Below are 16,760 nucleotides of genomic sequence, written 5' to 3' on the forward strand. Positions count from 1 at the left end.
CAGACATGCCGCTCATGCCGCCCATGCCAGACATGCCGCTCATGCCAGACATGCCGCTCATGCCGCCCATGCCAGACATGCCGCTCATGCCGCCCATGCCAGACATGCCGCTCATGCCAGACATGCCCTGTTGTTCGGCAAATGCGACTGGAGCCAACAGCGTTGCACCAACCATTGCCGCCAGGACTTTCTTGACTAATTGCTTCATGTAAACCTCCTTGAAGTGGATATTGAGTGTGATGCCAACTTATTTACCAGCATGCCAGCCGCGAATGTCATAGCGTGCCGTCATGCCAGGATGAATGAAGGGGATAAACCAGTTTCCCTGGTTTTCAAGAAAATGCAGCGAGGCAGGGTAGGGTTGTTCCACTCCTGTTAGGGCGGTTGTATACCAAGCTGCATCGTGATGCACCTCAGTGACAACAGGAGCGCCTATGGGACGTTCCGATGGGTCTGTGCCTGCAACATAGGTAATGTCATCTGCCTGTACGCTGTTTGCACCCAATGACAGCAAGGCAATTTGCACCAAGGGGTAAATGAAATGGCGCATTTGCATATTGGAGTACCTCTTCTCTCTTCCTTCACTCAAAAACTATTAGTAGCAGGATGTATGCCAAGTATGGTTAATTTTAAATAAGGATATGAAAGTAATGAATATTTTAGTAAATTTTATTGGCCTGTAAATGCCGTTTTGCATTTTAACTCATGCCATAATGTCAGAGCAAAGGGTGACATTGTGTCATATTAACTGTGTGGTAGGACATTTTGTCAGGGAGTGGTTTACACTCAATGGTATCGTTATTAACGGGAGAACCCAGGTGATGTCCGATTCGGTACGGATATTTCATGAGCAACATTTAAGTCACCGATTTATTGTGTTCTTGTTTGGGGTGCTGGGGCTGGTGTCGGTATGTTTTCTGCTGATGTTTTATTATTTCTACAATTCCCAATTGGCTGGCGAACGCACCCAGGCTTCCCATGCGGTTAGTTTGTTGCTGGAGTCTTCATTGCAGCGCGCCATGTTGCGGCGTGACCTGCCAGGATTGCGTGACATCATCCATGATCTGGGCAAAGAGGACGGGGTGCGGGATGTCATGATCCTGAATCCGGCGGGGGAGGTGCGTTTTGCCTCCCACGAGGAATATTTGGGGCAGCAAGCTGCTGATGTCATCCAGCAATTCTGTCCTGGCTGTACGTCCGCCCGCCTGCCGGTGGAGCCGGTCAGCCGCTTCCTGGTGACGGATAAAGGTGAAATATTGCGGACTTTCCAACCCGTGCGGAACAGGCCGCAATGCATGGAGTGCCATGGTGATGCTGGGACACATCCGGTCAACGGCATTTTGGTGGTGGATCATGATGCGGCACCCATTCGCCAGAAAGGGCTGATGAACGTTTTGGTGCTGGCGGGCGCTGGCAGTATCGCTGTTTTGTTCAGTGCTTGGGCGGCGTGGTGGTTTATGCAGCGTTATGTCCTGCTGCCTGTCCGCCAATTGGATACCGCCAGCCGCGCCTTGTCGCGTGGGGAACTGGCGACCCGGGTGCCGGTCGCCGGGCAGGATGAAATGGCCAATCTGGCATCCACTTTCAACCACATGGCGGAACGTTTACAGCATAATCACCAAGTGTTGCACAGCCGCGAAAAATTTCTGCAAGGGTTGGTTGATGCTGTGCCTGACGGTGTGAGGGTGATTGATCCGTATTACCAGATTGTGGTCGCCAACCGCGCTTACGCCGAATTGAGCGGGATTGCTTCGCCTGCCGACCTACGTCAGCAATATTGCTACAAGGTGGCGCATCAGCGTGATGCGCCGTGCCCGCCTTCCCTATGCACTTGCCCGTTGGAAATCCTTAAGGAGCAGCAGGCTGGCGTGAAGTTCATGGAAACTTTGCAGCGGGAGGATGGCTCGCTGCTTTCCACGGAAGTCTACGCTGCCCGTTTGTTGTTGGCCGATAACGTAGCGGCCCCGTCTGAATTCCTGGTGGTGGAGTCCGTGCGTGATTTGGAAAAGGCCGCCCAGTATTCCCACGAACAAAAATTGGCGTCATTGGGGGAGCTGGCGGCTGGTGTGGCGCATGAAATCCATAACCCGCTGGGGTCGGTGCGCATCGCCTTGCAGGCCAGTGACCGGATACTGGACGCCTCGCAGGAGGATGTGAGTGAGCTGAGGGATTACCTGCACTTGGTGGATGAGCAGGTGGAGCAGTGCCTGGATGTGACCCACCGCCTGATGAAGTTGGGGAGCCTTTCCAGCGGCCACCCCGAATTGGTGGAGGTGAACACGGTCATTTGCGAGACCTTGTCGCTGCTGCGTTTTGAGCGTGAGCAGCGTGGCATTCGGGAACGGCTGGATTTGGCCCCTTGCAATCCGCGCATTTTGGCCGCCGATAACGATTTACGCATGGTTGTCCTCAATCTGGCGCAGAACGCCTTCCACGCCATGCCGACAGGCGGTGAACTGTGCATCGTCAGCCGCTGTCAGGGCGACGAGGTGGTCATCCGTTTCAGGGACACAGGCACTGGCATCGCCAATGAAGTGTTGCCGTACATTTTTGACCCATTTTTCAGCCGCCGTTGCGACCAACGCGGTTCGGGATTGGGGTTGACCATTACCCGTTCCTTGGTCCAGCAGCATGGTGGGCACATCGACGTGGCCGCACACACCCCAGGTAATACCGAATTTGTCCTGAGATTCCCTGACGCCGACGCCGCCAACGAGGAGGCAGCCAATGATGATTCCCCTGATACTGGTGATTGATGATGATGTGACCCTGAACCGATTAATGGTGGGGCAATTGAACCGCATGGGCTACGCCGCAGCAGGCGTACATTCCTGGGCGGAAGGGCAGACTTACCTACAACAGCATGACCCGCATCTGGTGTTGCTCGACTGCCAGTTGCCGGATGCTCGGGGTAGGGATATATTGCCGAATCTGGTTACTGATTATCCAGTGATCATCATTACCGCTTTTGGTAGCGTCAAGGAGGCTGTGGGGGCGATGCAAACTGGGGCGGCGGAATACCTACTAAAGCCCGTCAATATGGATGAGTTGGAACTGGTCATCCATAGGGTGTTGGACACGCACAGCATGAAACGCGAATTCCTTTACCTTAAGGGGCAGGTGCAAAAGCGCAAATCATTCATGGTTGGGCAAAGCGCCGCGCTCAAAGAAGTTGAAAAGATGATTGACGCTGTCGCCCCCAGCATGATGACCGTGCTGATCCAAGGCGAAAGCGGCGTAGGCAAGGAACTGGTGGCACGCGAAATCCACGAGCGCAGCCAAGTTGCCAAACATGGCTACGTGGCGCTGGATTGCTGCACTATGCAAGAAAGCCTGTTCGAGTCAGAGCTGTTCGGGCATGAAAAAGGCTCCTTCACCGGCGCTGACCGGCAAAAGCAGGGGCTGATCGAAAGCGCTGAGGGCGGCACCCTGTTTCTGGATGAAATTGGTGAAATCACCCCCGCGATCCAGGCCAAACTGTTGCGGGTGCTGGAAACTGGCCGTTTCCGCCGGGTTGGCGGCAACCGTGACCTGACCGCCAATGTCCGCATTGTCGCGGCCACCAACCGTGACCTGTTGGCCATGTCGCAGGAAGGCGAATTCCGCGCCGACCTGTTCTATCGCCTGAATGCCTTCACCATCTATGTGCCGCCGTTGCGGGAACGCAAGGATGACATCCCCGCGCTGGTGGCGCATTTCATCAACAACCACGGCTTTTCCCGCCGGGTGAACAAGCACCCGACGGACAAGGCGCTAGACAAGCTGCTGGCTTATCCGTGGCCGGGCAATATCCGCGAACTCAAGAACATGGTGGAGCGCTCCATCATCCTTTCCGGTGATGCCGAGCCGATCCAACCGGAACATATCACCCTCAGCAATGAGGCTGTTGCAACGGCGATTGCGGCACCCGTCCGCAAGGGCGTCAACCTAAGCTTTGACGACCTGCCGACCCTTGAGGACCTGGAACGGTATTACCTGAGCCTGCTGCTGGATCGGTACGAAGGGCACCGTGGCAAAGTGGCGCGGGCACTGGGCATCAGCGAGCGTAATGTCTACCGGTTACTGAAAAAATATGACTACATGGAAGCCTCCTGATGGGGTTTCCAGCAGGCATACGCCTCATTTTCGGATGAAGGCCAGCAGATCCTGATTGATGGTGTCCGGGTGTGTTGTACACATCCCATGCGGCAAGCCTGCATACACTTTCAGTTCAGCGCCTTTCACCAGTTCCACACTGAGCAGCGCGGAATCAGCAATCGGCACAATCTGGTCATCATCGCCATGCATGATCAGCGTTGGCACCTCGATAGCCTTGAGGTCGTCGGTAAAGTCTGTTTCTGAAAAGGCTTTGATGCAGTCGTAATGGGCTTTGGTTCCGCCCATCATCCCTTGCCGCCACCAATTGCGGATAACCCCTTCGCTGACTTCAGCACCGGGGCGGTTAAAGCCGTAAAACGGCCCGCTGGCCACATCGAGGAAGAATTGCGCGCGATTGGCTGCCAGCGCCTGGCGGAACCCGTCAAACACCTCAAGCGGCAAGCCGCCTGGATTCTTGTCGGTTTTGACCATAATGGGAGGTACGGCACCGATCAGCACGGCCTTGGCGACTCGGCCTTTGCCATGCTGTGCGACGTAACGTGCGACTTCGCCACCGCCGGTCGAGTGGCCGATGTGCACCGCATTACGCAGACCGAGTGTTTCGGCAAGCTCGGCGACATCGGCTGCGTAGGTGTCCATTTCATTGCCGGTCCAGGTTTGGGTGGAGCGGCCATGCCCGCGCCGGTCATGGGCGATGACGCGGAAACCCTGGGCTAGGAAAAACAGCATCTGGCTGTCCCAATCATCAGCGGTGAGCGGCCAGCCATGGTGGAAGACAATGGGTTGCGCATCTTGCGGGCCCCAATCCTTGTAGAAGATTTCCGTATCGTCTTGGGTGGTAATGTAAGGCATTGGAGTGTCTCCTTTGTGTTAAGCGGAGCCAGTGTCACGCCCGCAGGTAATCACACTCAAAAGTCCCTAACTTGCCCGCGCCAATCGCCTGAAGCATTGCCCGTCCCCTCCACTTGGCAAGCAATAACTTCAATAGAATGAAAGGAATTCAATACAGCGGGAAAGCTTTGGGTAATATGCAGACGTGTTGGCCACATATTCTGCCCAAAAATCTGTCTGGGCGTAGGCTGGCTTATGTTAAGGGGTCACCATGGCAAGCTTACAGGAAAGTACCAGGAGGTTTTGTGGTGGGGCAAGGCATCGCTGATGAGACGTTGCCATTAGTCCGGCTGAGGCAGCAGCAAGGCGGGCGGCCGTATCGTCCGTCAACAACAAGTCGGCCTGACATTCCTGGGCGATATTGATTGCCTGAATCTCATCCGCGTGAAGCAAGAACAAGCGGGTAGTGGCTTCCAGGTCGGGAGGTGATTCACGGGTTGGCGTCACTCGTTTTGCCCATGAAATGCACTTCAGATTGCATACTGCTAAACTTATGCCATTATCTTTGCAAGATGACACAAGGAGACAGGAATGACATCTATGGCAGCCAATGTCTCGCAAGGTGGCAGAATCGTCATACCGGCTGAAATCCGCCAGAAGATGGGCATAGAAATCGGCGATCAGGTCTTGTTGGACTGGTCAGAGGAAACCCACGAACTACGGGTATTCACCCGCAAGCAACGCCTGCAATACGCCCGCGACCTAGTACGGAAATACGCCCGCAAAGAGGGTTCGATCGTGGACGAATTGATTCAGGAGCGGCGCGAGGCAGCGACAGATGAGTAAGGTTGTTCTGGACACCTCCGCCCTACTCGCTTATTTGTTTGAAGAAGACGGCTCCGACAAGGTAGCGCCGATCCTTGAAGAAGGGCGCGGTGTCATTGGCAGCTCCAACTATGCCGAGCTAGTGACCAAACTGGTCGACGAGAAAATGCCGATGGAAGAAATTCTGGCGGTTATCAGCAGTCTGGAGCTTGAGTTTATTCCGCAGGATGAACAGCAGGCGCGGCTGACAGGGGAATTACGTTCTGTCAGTAAATCGATTGGTTTGTCGTTGGGGGATCGAGCTTGTCTGGCTTTGGGGTTGGCTATGGATTTACCGGTGATGACTGCGGATCGGGTCTGGATGGCATTGGCCGAGAAAGCGCAGGTTCAATGTATCCGTTAAGCATCAAGGCTCACGCCGCCAACAATATGATTTGCAGCATGACAGCAGGCGACTACAATGCTTTCATATGCTAGCAATTAGAGGTTGATATATGGCAAGTCTGAGTATCCGCAAACTGGAAGACGATACGCTGCAACGTCTGCGCATTCGTGCTGCCCACCATCAGGTATCCATGGAAGAGGAAGTCCGTCGCATTTTACGTCAAGCCGTCATGCCGCCTGAGCGTTTGGGTTCATTGGCCGTCACTTATTTTGGTGAGGAAGGTGTCGAGCTGGAGTTACCGCAACGCGAAGTCTACGAGCCGGTGAGTTTTGATGCATGATCGTTGTCGACACCAACATCATTTCCGAAGTGATGCGCCCGCAGCCTGACCCCGCTGTCATTCAATGGCTGGATCAACAGGAAACACCTCTGCTCTATCTCACCACCATTACCCTGGCTGAAATCCGCTATGGCCTTGGCATCCTGCCGGATGGAGAACGCAAACAGCGCCTCATCAACCGCTTTGAAGCCTACATTGATAAGGCGTTTGAAGGGCGCATCCTGGATTTCACCGCCGATGCCGCCAGCCGCTACGCAGACATCATGGCGCATCGCCGGAGGACGGGGCTGCCCATGAGTATGGCGGATGGGCAGATTGCTGCGATTGCCAGTGCCCATCATTTTGCTGTTGCAACCCGGAATACCAAAGATTTTGAGCAGTGTGGGCTGGAGTTGATTAATCCGTTTACGGGTGGCTAAGGACGCCATATCTATCAGGCGGCAATCCCCACCTCATACACCCCACCAATCACCAGATACTCCCCCTCCCCCCGCAACAACTTCGGCAGCAGGTCGTAATACGCCAGCACCTTCACCAGTGGCACCCGCACCTCAATAATGTAATCCCCGAACTCATCCGCCCGCTCGCGGCTGTGGGTAAAGGAACTGACATTGTTCAGCAGCAGCGCCTGCTTGCCATCACGCTTGAGGATGCGGTACTCATCCAGCGCATTCACCCCCCGATACAATGTCAGGTGGCTTTGTAACGAATACGACAAAGCCAGTTCGTACTGACAATACGTGTAAACAAGGTCAAGTTGGCTTTCCAGCGCATTGGTGCCGTACAAGCCCTTGCAACGGTCAAACTCGAAATTCCCTTGATGGTATTGCACCGTCAGGCCAAAGCGTGATTCCACCCAGCCTTTCAGCACAGCGCCTTCACGTCCGTTGGAATCAAACCCCCAGCCACGCAGCACCCGCAAGTAATTGGCATTGGCGCGTTTGCGCGGCTTGTGCGCTTCCAAACCCGCTTCTTCCAAGGCTTCCAGGCAGAAATGGACGGTCATGTAATCCATGAAACGTTGCGCCCGCGCAGCCCGATCCGGCAGGCCATGTAGGTGTTTGAATAGGGAACGATGCAGGGCTTCCAGGCCATCCAGTTGTAGCGACACGGGATGTTGTTGGAAGCTCAGGCTGCCCAATAGGCCAGCAGGCAGGTTGCAGCGGTTGAACGGTAGGAATGCGCTGTCCTTACCCATACAAATTGTATCGGTATTGTCGGGAACACGACTTGAAACAGAAGCTGACATTTCGCCGCCAAAAATATTTTATCGAAATGGAATCAACGACTTAAAAGAAAGGTGCCGCCTTGGCACGCAGCTTGCAACGAGGTCATTGTCACAATCACTCTGATCCATTAACACAAGGAGACCAAGATATGGCACTGCGTCAATGTGCAATCTACGGTAAAGGCGGCATCGGCAAGTCTACCACAACCCAGAACCTGGTTGCAGGCTTGGCTGAACTGGGCAAGAAAGTCATGATCGTGGGCTGCGACCCTAAGGCTGACTCCACTCGCCTGATCCTCCACTCCAAAGCACAAAACACCATCATGCACTTGGCTGCTGAAGCCGGTTCCGTTGAAGACCTGGAACTGGAAGACGTGCTGAAAGTGGGCTACGGCGACATCAAGTGCGTTGAATCCGGCGGCCCAGAGCCAGGCGTTGGCTGTGCAGGCCGTGGCGTTATCACCGCCATCAACTTCCTGGAAGAAGAAGGCGCGTATGAAGACGACCTCGACTTCGTATTCTATGACGTGCTGGGTGACGTTGTATGCGGCGGTTTCGCGATGCCTATCCGCGAAAACAAAGCACAGGAAATCTACATCGTATGTTCTGGCGAAATGATGGCAATGTACGCTGCCAACAACATCGCCAAAGGCATCGTGAAATACGCCAACTCTGGCGGCGTCCGTTTGGCTGGCCTGATCTGCAACTCCCGTAACACTGACCGTGAAGACGAACTGATCATGGCTCTGGCTGAAAAAATGGGCACTTTCATGATCCACTTCGTTCCACGCGACAACGTTGTACAGCGCGCTGAAATCCGCCGTATGACCGTTATCGAATACGATCCGGCAGCCAAACAGGCTGATGAATACCGTCAACTGGCGCAGAAAATCATCGACAACAAACGTCTGATTATCCCAACGCCAATCACCATGGATGAACTGGAAGACCTGCTGATGGAATTCGGCATCATGGAAGCCGAAGACGAAAACATTGTCGGCAAAACTGCGGCTGACGAAGCAACTGCTTAATCCAGACCGGGTATGTAGGGTGGGCAAGGCTTAGCTGGCCCACCGTTTTCCAAAATTCTGCAATCACGCGTCCACGGATTAGTGGCGGTGACATCAGGAGATACGACATGACCAACCTGACACGCGAAGAAACGGAAGCCCTCATCTCCGAGGTGCTGGAAGTTTATCCTGACAAAGCCAAAAAAGACCGTAAAAAGCACTTGACCGTCAACGACCAGAGCATCGAACAGTCCAAGAAATGCATCACCTCCAACCGTAAGTCCCTGCCGGGCGTCATGACCATCCGTGGTTGCGCGTATGCAGGTTCCAAAGGTGTGGTCTGGGGCCCCATCAAGGACATGATCCACATTTCCCACGGCCCGGTCGGCTGCGGCCAATATTCCCGCGCAGGCCGCCGTAACTACTACGTTGGCACTACCGGCGTAAACACTTTCGGCACAATGAACTTCACTTCCGACTTCCAGGAAAAAGACATTGTGTTCGGCGGCGACAAGAAACTGGCCAAGCTGATCAACGAAATTGAACAGCTGTTCCCGCTGCACAAAGGTATCTCCGTACAGTCTGAATGCCCAATCGGCCTGATCGGTGACGACATCGAAGCGGTTTCCAAGAAAGCCACCAAAGAAATCGGCAAAACTGTCGTGCCGGTCCGCTGCGAAGGTTTCCGCGGTGTTTCCCAGTCGCTCGGCCACCACATCGCCAATGACGCGATCCGTGACTGGGTGCTGGACAAGCGCGACAACGACACCAGCTTCGAATCCACCCCTTATGATGTTTCCATCATCGGTGACTACAACATCGGTGGTGACGCATGGTCTTCCCGTACCCTGCTCGAAGAAATGGGTCTGCGTGTGGTTGCACAGTGGTCTGGTGACGGCACCCTGGCTGAAATGGAACTGACCCCAAAAGTGAAGCTGAACCTGCTGCACTGCTACCGTTCCATGAACTACATCTCCCGTCACATGGAAGAGAAGTACGGCATCCCATGGGTTGAGTACAACTTCTTTGGCCCAACCAAAATCGCTGAATCCCTGCGCAAAATCGCCAGCTACTTCGACGACAACATTAAGGAAGGCGCTGAACGCGTCATCGAACGCTACAAGGCTGAATACGAAGCGGTCATCGCCAAGTATCGCCCACGTCTGGAAGGCAAGCGCGTCATGCTGTACGTCGGTGGCCTGCGTCCTCGCCACGTTATCGGCGCTTACGAAGACCTGGGTATGGAAGTTGTCGGTACGGGTTATGAGTTTGCCCATAACGACGACTACGACCGCACCATCAAGGAAATGGGTAACGCCACCCTGATCTATGACGACGTGACTGGCTACGAATTCGAAGAGTTCGTCAAACGTGTCAAGCCTGACCTGATCGGTTCCGGTATCAAGGAAAAGTACATCTTCCAGAAAATGGGTATCCCATTCCGTCAGATGCACTCCTGGGACTACTCCGGCCCATACCACGGCTATGACGGTTTCGCCATCTTCGCCCGTGACATGGACATGACGCTGAACAACCCTTGCTGGGCCAAGCTGAAAGCGCCATGGCAGAAGGATGAAGCCAGCGAAACGCAAGCAGCTGCTGCGTAATTGCACACGTAATTGCCAACGGATACAGGCCGTATAACCCGGCCTGCATCCAACCAGATTTAACCTGCTGCCCGTAGTCCGCAGATTAGCGGCGCGGGAGGAGATACGAAAATGAGCCAAGCTGTTGAAAACATCAAGCCAAGCTACCCCTTGTTCCGTGACGAAGACTACAAAGCCAGCCTGAAAAACAAACAGGACAACTTTGAAGAACGTCACTCTCCGGAAAAAATCCAGGAAATCTTCAACTGGACGACCACCGAAGAATACAAGCAACTGAACTTTTCCCGTGAAGCCCTGACCGTCAACCCTGCCAAAGCCTGCCAACCACTGGGCGCTGTTTTGTGCGCGCTGGGCTTTGAAAAGACCCTGCCTTATGTGCACGGTTCACAAGGTTGTGTTGCTTACTTCCGCACTTACTTCAACCGTCATTTCAAGGAGCCTGTTGCTTGCGTATCCGACTCCATGACGGAAGATGCGGCAGTATTCGGCGGCCAGAAAAACATGTTTGATGGTTTGGAAAACGCCAAGGCGATGTACAAACCCAACATGATCGCTGTTTCCACCACCTGTATGGCGGAAGTTATCGGTGACGACCTGAACGCGTTCATCAATAACTCCAAGAAGGAAGGGCATATCCCACAGGATTACCCGGTGCCATTCGCGCATACCCCAAGCTTCGTCGGTTCACACACCACTGGCTGGGACAATATGTTCGAAGGGATCATCCGTTACTTCACCCTGAACTACATGGAAGGCAAGGAAGTCGGCAGCAACGGCAAGATCAACCTGGTGCCTGGTTTTGAGACCTACCTCGGCAACTACCGTGTGCTCAAGCGCATGATGGCGGATATGGACGTGGACGCCACCCTGCTGTGCGACCCGACTGAAGTGCTGGACACCCCTGCTGACGGCCATTTCCGCATGTACGCTGGCGGCACCACCATGGATGAGGTCAAGGATGCGCCCAACGCCCACAACACCTTCCTGCTGCAACCCTGGCAGTTGGAAAAGACCAAAAAGTATGTCAACAACACTTGGAAGCACGAAACGCCCAAGTTGAACATTCCGATGGGTCTGGACTGGACTGACGAATTCCTGATGAAGGTTTCTGAAGTCACCGGCAAGCCAATTTCTGACAAGCTGGCGCTGGAACGCGGCCGTCTGGTTGACATGATGACCGACTCCCACGCCTGGCTGCACGGCAAGAAATTCGGCCTGTACGGTGATGCAGACTTCGTCATGGGTATGACCAAGTTCCTGCTGGAAGTCGGTGCTGAACCTATCCATGTGCTGTGCAACCACGCCAACAAGCGTTGGAAGAAAGCGATGGAGCAGAACCTGGCATCTTCCCCATACGGCGCCAACAGTGAAGTCCATATCGGCAAAGACCTGTGGCACTTCCGCTCACTGGTGTTCACCAACAAGCCTGACTTCATGATCGGCAACAGCTACGGCAAGTTCATCCAGCGCGACACGCTGCACAAAGGTAAAGAGTTCGAAGTTCCGCTGATCCGCATCGGCTTCCCGATCTTCGACCGCCACCACATGCACCGTGACACCACCCTGGGTTACGAAGGCGCCATGTACATGCTGCGCACCCTGGTCAATGCGGTGCTGGAACGTCTGGACGAAGAAACCCGCGGCATGGGTACAACTGACTACAACTACGACCTGGTCCGTTAAGAGTTGGTTTGATTCCCCTCCGGACTTCCCCCCCTCCCTAACCCTCCCCCCGCAAGGGGTGGAGGGGACAAGAGGCACGGCCTTCTTACTCCCTTCCCCCCTTGTGGGGGAAGGGTCGGGGAAGGGGGGAAGAACGGAACTCCCGGCAAAACCCAAGGAGAAAAAAGCCTTATGCCTAGCGTGATGATCAGACGTAACGACAGCGGCAGCCTGCTCTTCTACGTCGCCAAGAAAGACATGGAAGAAACCATCGCCTCTGTCGAGAAAGACACCGCCGAAGAATGGGGCGGGGAAGTTGAGCTAACTGACGGTTCACGTTGGTATATCGACCCAATCAGCCCCCCACCCGCATTTCCGACCACCCTGCGCTTCAAACGCGCTGACTGAATACTGCAACATCCTTTGAAGGAGACTAGTCATGGCACTGAAAATCAACCGCGACATCTGCACATCCTGTGGTGATTGCGAACCTGTTTGCCCAACCAAATCCATCAAGCCGTTCAAAGGCGCCTACAAGATCGAAGCTGACACCTGCACCGAGTGCGACGGTGATCATGATGAGCCCCAATGCCTGAAAGTGTGCATGGAAGACGGCTGCATCGAATACATCGACTAAGGACATTCCCTCTTCCCCCCGTTATCAGGGGGGAAGCTCAACCAAGGAGCCGATCATGAGCGACATTCCGACTCCCCAAGCCTATACCGACGGCGACATGCCTGACTCCATCCGCGTAGCCTGCGCTTCCAACAGCGGTGAACTGTTGAACGGCCATTTCGGTTCTTGCGAACGTTTCCTGGTCTATCAGGTGTCACAAACCGAATACCGTCTGGTTGATGTGCGTGAAGTGGGCGACGACGAAGCCGAAGAAGACAAAAACGCCTACCGTGCCAGCCTGATCCTGGATTGCCAAGTGGTGTTCATCGCCTCTGTAGGCGGTCCGGCGGCGGCCAAAATCGTCAAGAAAGGCATTCACCCAATCAAGCAACCCACCGTTGTCCCGACCAGCGAACTGCTGACAAAACTGCAAACCGCGCTGGCCAATCCATCGCCGTGGCTGGGCAAGGTCATGGGCAAGGATGCTGCAAGCCGCGCCCGTTTCAGTGGCGATGATGACGATGATGACCTGCTTGAGGCCGAAGGATGATTACCCAGGAGCAACTCGACGGCATTGTGGCGGAAGCTGAACGCGCGGGGTTGGCCGACACCTACCTGACGGATTTGCGGGCGGCGTTTCCGGGGCTGCACTTTACTTGGTGCATGGATGACGATGTGTGCGGTGCGGCGCCTGCCGCGCACGGCCAAGGTTTCAATGTGTACCTGGTCGACAGCAGCAGCCACTGCCTGTGTTTCACCCCCAGTCTGGAAGCCGCCAGCGGCGTGGTCATTGCCGAACTGGGGGAGGACGATGACTGAAGCCCAGCCCATGGAACTGCTGACCCCGACTGCGGATTGCAGCCATTGTCCGCACCGTGGTGACCGCTTGGCGGCAGGCCGTTGCCAGCCCGGCGACCGTTGCGTGAAAGCCATGAGTGGGCGGCAAATTGAGCGCTTTTTCCGCGAAAACCCTGACCTGGCGCAGGATTACGCCGGTGACGATTTCTGGGAGCGGCGGGCGATTGCGGCGCGCTACATTTCCCAGCAGCGTTTGCTGGAAATGATTGGCGACCCGGATGAAGTGGTGCGGCGGGTGCTGGCCTACAGGTTGCCGGTGGAAGAGCTTCACCGCCTGATCGATGACAGTGACCGCGAAGTGCGCATTACCGTGGCCGACCGCCTGCCGCCGGAACAACTGGAGCGGCTGGCCAGCGATAGCGATTATCTGGTGCGCAAATACGTGGCGCGCCGGATGCCGCCAGGCCGTTTGTTCCGTATGATTTGTGATGACGACCGCGAAGTGCGGATGACGGTGGCGAGGCGGCTGCCGGAGGAGAGCCTCGGCTTGCTGCTGCATGATCAGGAGCCGGAAATCCGCCGCATCGTCGCCGAACGCATCCAGCCGGAAGCCCTCAACGCCCTGCTCAATGACCCTGACTGGAGTGTGCGTGTCAAGGTCGCCGAACGTGCCACGGCGGCGGCGCTGGAAACGCTGGTTTACGACCCCGACCCCGATGTGAAAGAAGTCGCCCGCCAGCGGCTTCGGGAGATACAAGCCGATGAATGAATTTGACTGGCAAGCCAAAAAATTGACGACACAATGCCCGGAACTGCTGGTCAGCACGGGGCATCAGGAACTGCTGAAAACCCTCAACGCCTTGTTTGCCCCCCTCAACCTGGAATTTGACTTGGTGTTGGAACGCGCCGGATGGCATCGGTTGGGCGGTGTGGTCGACCTGGATATGAAACCTGTCGCCAGCCACTTGCGCGCTTGGGCGGAAGCGGAATCCGGCGGCGATGTGGAGGTGTTGCTCGACAAATACGCCGGGCAGCCGTTGTTCGCCACCCGTCTGGAAGGGCATACCCTGTATTTCACCGCGCCGACGGGCGACAGGCCAGAATATTTCCTCCAGATTGAAATCGAAATCTGCCAGGAAATGCTCGACCGTCCGCTGTTCGACCCGGATTTCCTGCCGGACAATCTTGAGGAATTCCTTGACCCAATCGACTATCCGCGTCTGGAGCCGGAGCTGATCGGGCAGGCGCAATACCATTTCCGCAGCCTGCACAAGATGGTCGACATCTTTCTCGGACAGAACCCGCACAGCCGCCATGTGCAGAACCTCAACCGCTTCATGCAGGACTGGCGCGACAGCAGCGCTGGGCAAAACGAGGATGCGCCACCGTTTTGTTCCCACTGGGTAATGGTGTTGCAGGAGTATCAGGGCAGCGACAAGGAAAGCCACTTCAATATCAAGCCAACCAGCACCTTCGCGCAGAAAGTCACCGCATTTGACCATGCAGCAGGCTTGCATGGGGCGGAACTGGCGAAAACCATCCATGCGTTTGACCGTCAGGTGGGGTATCCGTTTGCCTGGTTTTTCCTGATGTTGAACCGCCGTGGCGTACCGGCCAGCGTGGCTGATGCGGTGCTGCGTGACCAGATGGAGGCGTATGACTACCTGCCTGCGCGCGACCTCAAGATCCTGCGTGAATGGGAAAAACGGCCTTACAGCGTATGAGTGACCTGGCGAACATTTTTCACCCTATTGGCATCATACGCACGCCATTCGCGGATAAGCCGGATGCGCCGATCCAGGGCGCTTATGCGGAGGCGGTGGAAGGCTGGGTGGAGCTGGACGCCCGATACGAGCAAGGTTTGCAGGACATCAGCGGGTTTTCGCACCTGATCCTGCTGTATCAGTTCCATCGCGCAGGCAAGGTGGAACTGGTGCGCCAGCCGTTTCTGGATGATGTGCCGCGTGGCTTGTTTTCCACCCGCCATCCGGCCCGACCCAATCCGCTGGGGTTGACGGTGGTGGAACTGCTGGCGCGTGAAGGTAATGTGCTGCATGTGCGGGGAGTGGATATGCTGGATGGCACCCCACTGCTTGACATCAAACCGTATGTGAAACGTTTTGACTGTTTTCCACAAGCCAGCGAGGGCTGGTTCGCAGACAAAAGCGCACGGGCGAAACCGCTTGGCCTGGAATAACTGGGAGATTGACGATGCAAGAACTGGATTTTCACGAAGTCGCGGATGAATTCGTCAATCTGGCGAATGATATGAGCAACGAATGGGCACCCAACTTCCTCAGTGCGGCGATCCTGTATGCGGCGGCGCGCTACAACGCCTTCCACTTCATGGAAACCAATGGGGACCCGGACAAGGAAGCGGCTGCGGTTGATTATTACACCGAGCAATATCGCCGTATGTTGAAGGAAAACCTGCACGAAATGCGTTACGGAGTCGAGCATGAATAAGATCGGCATCTTTTTCGGTACGGATTCCGGCACCACACGGCTGATGGCCAAGAAAATGTCCAAGCTGCTGGGGGATGCCGCCGCCAAGCCGGTCAATGTCAACCGCAGCACGGCGGATGACCTGCTGCAATACGACGCGCTGATCCTGGGTACGCCGAGCTATGGCATCAATCAGTTGCCGGGCAAGAGCACCAAGGTGGCGGATGGTTGTTGGGAAGAGTTCATGCCACAACTGCAAGGCGCTGACCTTTCCGGCAAGACCATTGCGCTGTATGGCCTGGGTGATCAGGAAAAATACCCCGACCGGTTTGCGCATTCGCTGATCCATTTGTATGACTGGTGTGTGGCTGGCGGTGCGGATGTCATTGGGCGCTGGAGCACGGAGGGGTATGCCTTCGACCATTCGCCGTCCGTGGTGGATGGGGAATTCGTCGGCCTGATCCTCGACCAGCGCTCGCAAAGCCTGCTGACGGACGAACGCCTGGCTGCTTGGATCAACCGTATCAAACCCACCTTGCTGGCAAAACTTGCAAACTGAAACCCATCATGACTGACGACGCCAACATTATCCGCCGCTATTTCACCACTTACAGCGGCGTCAAATTGCCGTTCAAACTCGTCTCCGAATTGGGGGCGCATGAAATCCGCAACCGGAACACCTTTTTCCAGGGGCATTTCGATGCGGATGGCGTGTTGCTGGGTTTCCAGAAAATGGTGTACGGCGAAGTCGAGCTGGAGCATAAGTACACCTATGACGCATCCGGCAAGCTCAAGCAGGCGGAAATCACGGATGCGGATGGGGAAGTCAGCCATCTGTCCTTCTGATTGCTGACAACCTGCTTGCTCCCTGTGCCCGCTGTACTTACACTACCGTTATTACATTTGTACTAACGG

23 protein-coding genes are annotated in these 16,760 nt (G+C 55.4%); 19 read left to right on the plus strand and 4 right to left on the minus strand.

Annotated features, from left to right (window positions below; all coding sequences use genetic code 11):
* Both VSS37_RS19355 and VSS37_RS19360 read right to left on the minus strand, forming a co-directional pair.
* Nucleotides 1–208: hypothetical protein (locus tag VSS37_RS19355; RefSeq protein ID WP_324697884.1), on the minus strand; the 208-nt coding region annotated here is incomplete at its 3' end.
* A 39-nt stretch (nucleotides 209–247) separates the two neighbouring features.
* Nucleotides 248–556, minus strand: coding sequence for a hypothetical protein (locus VSS37_RS19360; RefSeq protein ID WP_324697886.1), 309 nt, complete (start codon nucleotides 554–556; stop codon nucleotides 248–250).
* Between the two features lie 265 nt (nucleotides 557–821).
* Here VSS37_RS19360 and VSS37_RS19365 point away from each other — a divergent pair, with 265 nt between their 5' ends.
* Both VSS37_RS19365 and VSS37_RS19370 read left to right on the plus strand, forming a co-directional pair.
* Entirely contained in the window at nucleotides 822–2,756 is a 1,935-nt protein-coding gene (locus tag VSS37_RS19365; protein ID WP_324697887.1) for an ATP-binding protein, read from the plus strand.
* Nucleotides 2,728–4,095 (plus strand): sigma-54-dependent transcriptional regulator, encoded by a 1,368-nt coding sequence (locus VSS37_RS19370; RefSeq protein WP_324697889.1) that lies wholly within the window; start codon nucleotides 2,728–2,730, stop codon nucleotides 4,093–4,095. The genes VSS37_RS19365 and VSS37_RS19370 overlap by 29 nt, the downstream gene beginning before the upstream one ends.
* A gap of 24 nt (nucleotides 4,096–4,119) precedes the next feature.
* Here the strand turns inward: VSS37_RS19370 and VSS37_RS19375 are convergent, their stop codons facing one another.
* On the minus strand, nucleotides 4,120–4,950 hold the full coding sequence (locus VSS37_RS19375; RefSeq protein WP_324697890.1) for an alpha/beta fold hydrolase: 831 nt from the start codon (nucleotides 4,948–4,950) through the stop codon (nucleotides 4,120–4,122).
* A 570-nt stretch (nucleotides 4,951–5,520) separates the two neighbouring features.
* Here VSS37_RS19375 and VSS37_RS19380 point away from each other — a divergent pair.
* The 4 genes from VSS37_RS19380 (at nucleotide 5,521) to VSS37_RS19395 (ending at nucleotide 6,898) form a co-directional block, all read left to right on the plus strand.
* Nucleotides 5,521–5,775 carry an AbrB/MazE/SpoVT family DNA-binding domain-containing protein gene (locus VSS37_RS19380; protein WP_324697891.1) on the plus strand — a complete coding sequence of 85 codons (255 nt, stop codon included), beginning with the start codon at nucleotides 5,521–5,523 and terminating at the stop codon, nucleotides 5,773–5,775.
* Nucleotides 5,768–6,157: a type II toxin-antitoxin system VapC family toxin gene (locus VSS37_RS19385; protein ID WP_324697892.1), complete on the plus strand. Its 390-nt coding sequence runs from the start codon at nucleotides 5,768–5,770 to the stop codon at nucleotides 6,155–6,157. The genes VSS37_RS19380 and VSS37_RS19385 overlap by 8 nt, the downstream gene beginning before the upstream one ends.
* Nucleotides 6,158–6,248: 91 nt before the next feature.
* Nucleotides 6,249–6,479 (plus strand): FitA-like ribbon-helix-helix domain-containing protein, encoded by a 231-nt coding sequence (locus VSS37_RS19390; RefSeq protein ID WP_324697894.1) that lies wholly within the window; start codon nucleotides 6,249–6,251, stop codon nucleotides 6,477–6,479.
* On the plus strand, nucleotides 6,476–6,898 hold the full coding sequence (locus VSS37_RS19395) for a type II toxin-antitoxin system VapC family toxin (RefSeq protein WP_324697896.1): 423 nt from the start codon (nucleotides 6,476–6,478) through the stop codon (nucleotides 6,896–6,898). The genes VSS37_RS19390 and VSS37_RS19395 overlap by 4 nt, the downstream gene beginning before the upstream one ends.
* Before the next feature lie 14 nt (nucleotides 6,899–6,912).
* On the opposite strand, the gene VSS37_RS19400 is transcribed toward VSS37_RS19395, so the two are convergent.
* On the minus strand, nucleotides 6,913–7,677 hold the full coding sequence (locus VSS37_RS19400) for an NAD(+)--dinitrogen-reductase ADP-D-ribosyltransferase (protein ID WP_324697897.1): 765 nt from the start codon (nucleotides 7,675–7,677) through the stop codon (nucleotides 6,913–6,915).
* Nucleotides 7,678–7,856: 179 nt separating this feature from the next.
* On the opposite strand from VSS37_RS19400, the gene nifH reads away from it, so the two are divergent.
* The 13 genes from nifH to VSS37_RS19465 all read left to right on the plus strand — a co-directional run bounded on the left by nifH (nucleotide 7,857) and on the right by VSS37_RS19465 (nucleotide 16,691).
* The gene (nifH, locus tag VSS37_RS19405; protein WP_324697898.1) at nucleotides 7,857–8,738 is read left to right on the plus strand and encodes a nitrogenase iron protein; all 882 of its coding nucleotides are present in this window, start codon (nucleotides 7,857–7,859) and stop codon (nucleotides 8,736–8,738) included.
* A 107-nt stretch (nucleotides 8,739–8,845) separates the two neighbouring features.
* A complete protein-coding gene (nifD, locus tag VSS37_RS19410) occupies nucleotides 8,846–10,324 on the plus strand; it encodes a nitrogenase molybdenum-iron protein alpha chain (RefSeq protein ID WP_324697899.1) in 1,479 nt (492 codons plus the stop codon).
* Between the two features lie 111 nt (nucleotides 10,325–10,435).
* The gene (gene nifK / locus VSS37_RS19415) at nucleotides 10,436–12,007 is read left to right on the plus strand and encodes a nitrogenase molybdenum-iron protein subunit beta (RefSeq protein ID WP_324697900.1); all 1,572 of its coding nucleotides are present in this window, start codon (nucleotides 10,436–10,438) and stop codon (nucleotides 12,005–12,007) included.
* A gap of 171 nt (nucleotides 12,008–12,178) precedes the next feature.
* On the plus strand, nucleotides 12,179–12,394 hold the full coding sequence (nifT, locus tag VSS37_RS19420) for a putative nitrogen fixation protein NifT (RefSeq protein WP_324697901.1): 216 nt from the start codon (nucleotides 12,179–12,181) through the stop codon (nucleotides 12,392–12,394).
* Nucleotides 12,395–12,425: 31 nt separating this feature from the next.
* Nucleotides 12,426–12,623, plus strand: a complete 198-nt coding sequence (locus VSS37_RS19425; protein ID WP_324697903.1) for a 4Fe-4S binding protein — start codon at nucleotides 12,426–12,428, stop codon at nucleotides 12,621–12,623.
* 55 nt (nucleotides 12,624–12,678) lie between these two features.
* Entirely contained in the window at nucleotides 12,679–13,152 is a 474-nt protein-coding gene (locus VSS37_RS19430) for a NifB/NifX family molybdenum-iron cluster-binding protein (protein WP_324697905.1), read from the plus strand.
* Nucleotides 13,149–13,421 (plus strand): DUF6129 family protein, encoded by a 273-nt coding sequence (locus tag VSS37_RS19435; protein ID WP_324697906.1) that lies wholly within the window; start codon nucleotides 13,149–13,151, stop codon nucleotides 13,419–13,421. The genes VSS37_RS19430 and VSS37_RS19435 overlap by 4 nt, the downstream gene beginning before the upstream one ends.
* On the plus strand, nucleotides 13,414–14,169 hold the full coding sequence (locus tag VSS37_RS19440; RefSeq protein WP_324697907.1) for a 4Fe4S-binding leucine-rich repeat protein: 756 nt from the start codon (nucleotides 13,414–13,416) through the stop codon (nucleotides 14,167–14,169). Before VSS37_RS19435 ends, VSS37_RS19440 begins: the two co-directional genes overlap by 8 nt.
* Entirely contained in the window at nucleotides 14,162–15,124 is a 963-nt protein-coding gene (locus tag VSS37_RS19445; RefSeq protein WP_324697909.1) for a hypothetical protein, read from the plus strand. The genes VSS37_RS19440 and VSS37_RS19445 overlap by 8 nt, the downstream gene beginning before the upstream one ends.
* Nucleotides 15,121–15,597 (plus strand): tRNA (N6-threonylcarbamoyladenosine(37)-N6)-methyltransferase TrmO, encoded by a 477-nt coding sequence (gene tsaA / locus VSS37_RS19450; RefSeq protein ID WP_324697911.1) that lies wholly within the window; start codon nucleotides 15,121–15,123, stop codon nucleotides 15,595–15,597. The genes VSS37_RS19445 and tsaA overlap by 4 nt, the downstream gene beginning before the upstream one ends.
* A 14-nt stretch (nucleotides 15,598–15,611) precedes the next feature.
* Nucleotides 15,612–15,866, plus strand: a complete 255-nt coding sequence (locus tag VSS37_RS19455) for a DUF3144 domain-containing protein (protein WP_324697913.1) — start codon at nucleotides 15,612–15,614, stop codon at nucleotides 15,864–15,866.
* The gene (locus VSS37_RS19460; RefSeq protein WP_324697914.1) at nucleotides 15,859–16,404 is read left to right on the plus strand and encodes a flavodoxin; all 546 of its coding nucleotides are present in this window, start codon (nucleotides 15,859–15,861) and stop codon (nucleotides 16,402–16,404) included. The genes VSS37_RS19455 and VSS37_RS19460 overlap by 8 nt, the downstream gene beginning before the upstream one ends.
* A gap of 8 nt (nucleotides 16,405–16,412) precedes the next feature.
* Nucleotides 16,413–16,691, plus strand: a complete 279-nt coding sequence (locus tag VSS37_RS19465) for a DUF6156 family protein (protein WP_324697915.1) — start codon at nucleotides 16,413–16,415, stop codon at nucleotides 16,689–16,691.
* Nucleotides 16,692–16,760: the final 69 nt, after the last annotated feature.

Origin of the sequence: Candidatus Thiothrix phosphatis (assembly GCF_035668035.1) — a bacterium.
GTDB classification, from domain to species: Bacteria; Pseudomonadota; Gammaproteobacteria; order Thiotrichales; family Thiotrichaceae; genus Thiothrix; species Thiothrix phosphatis.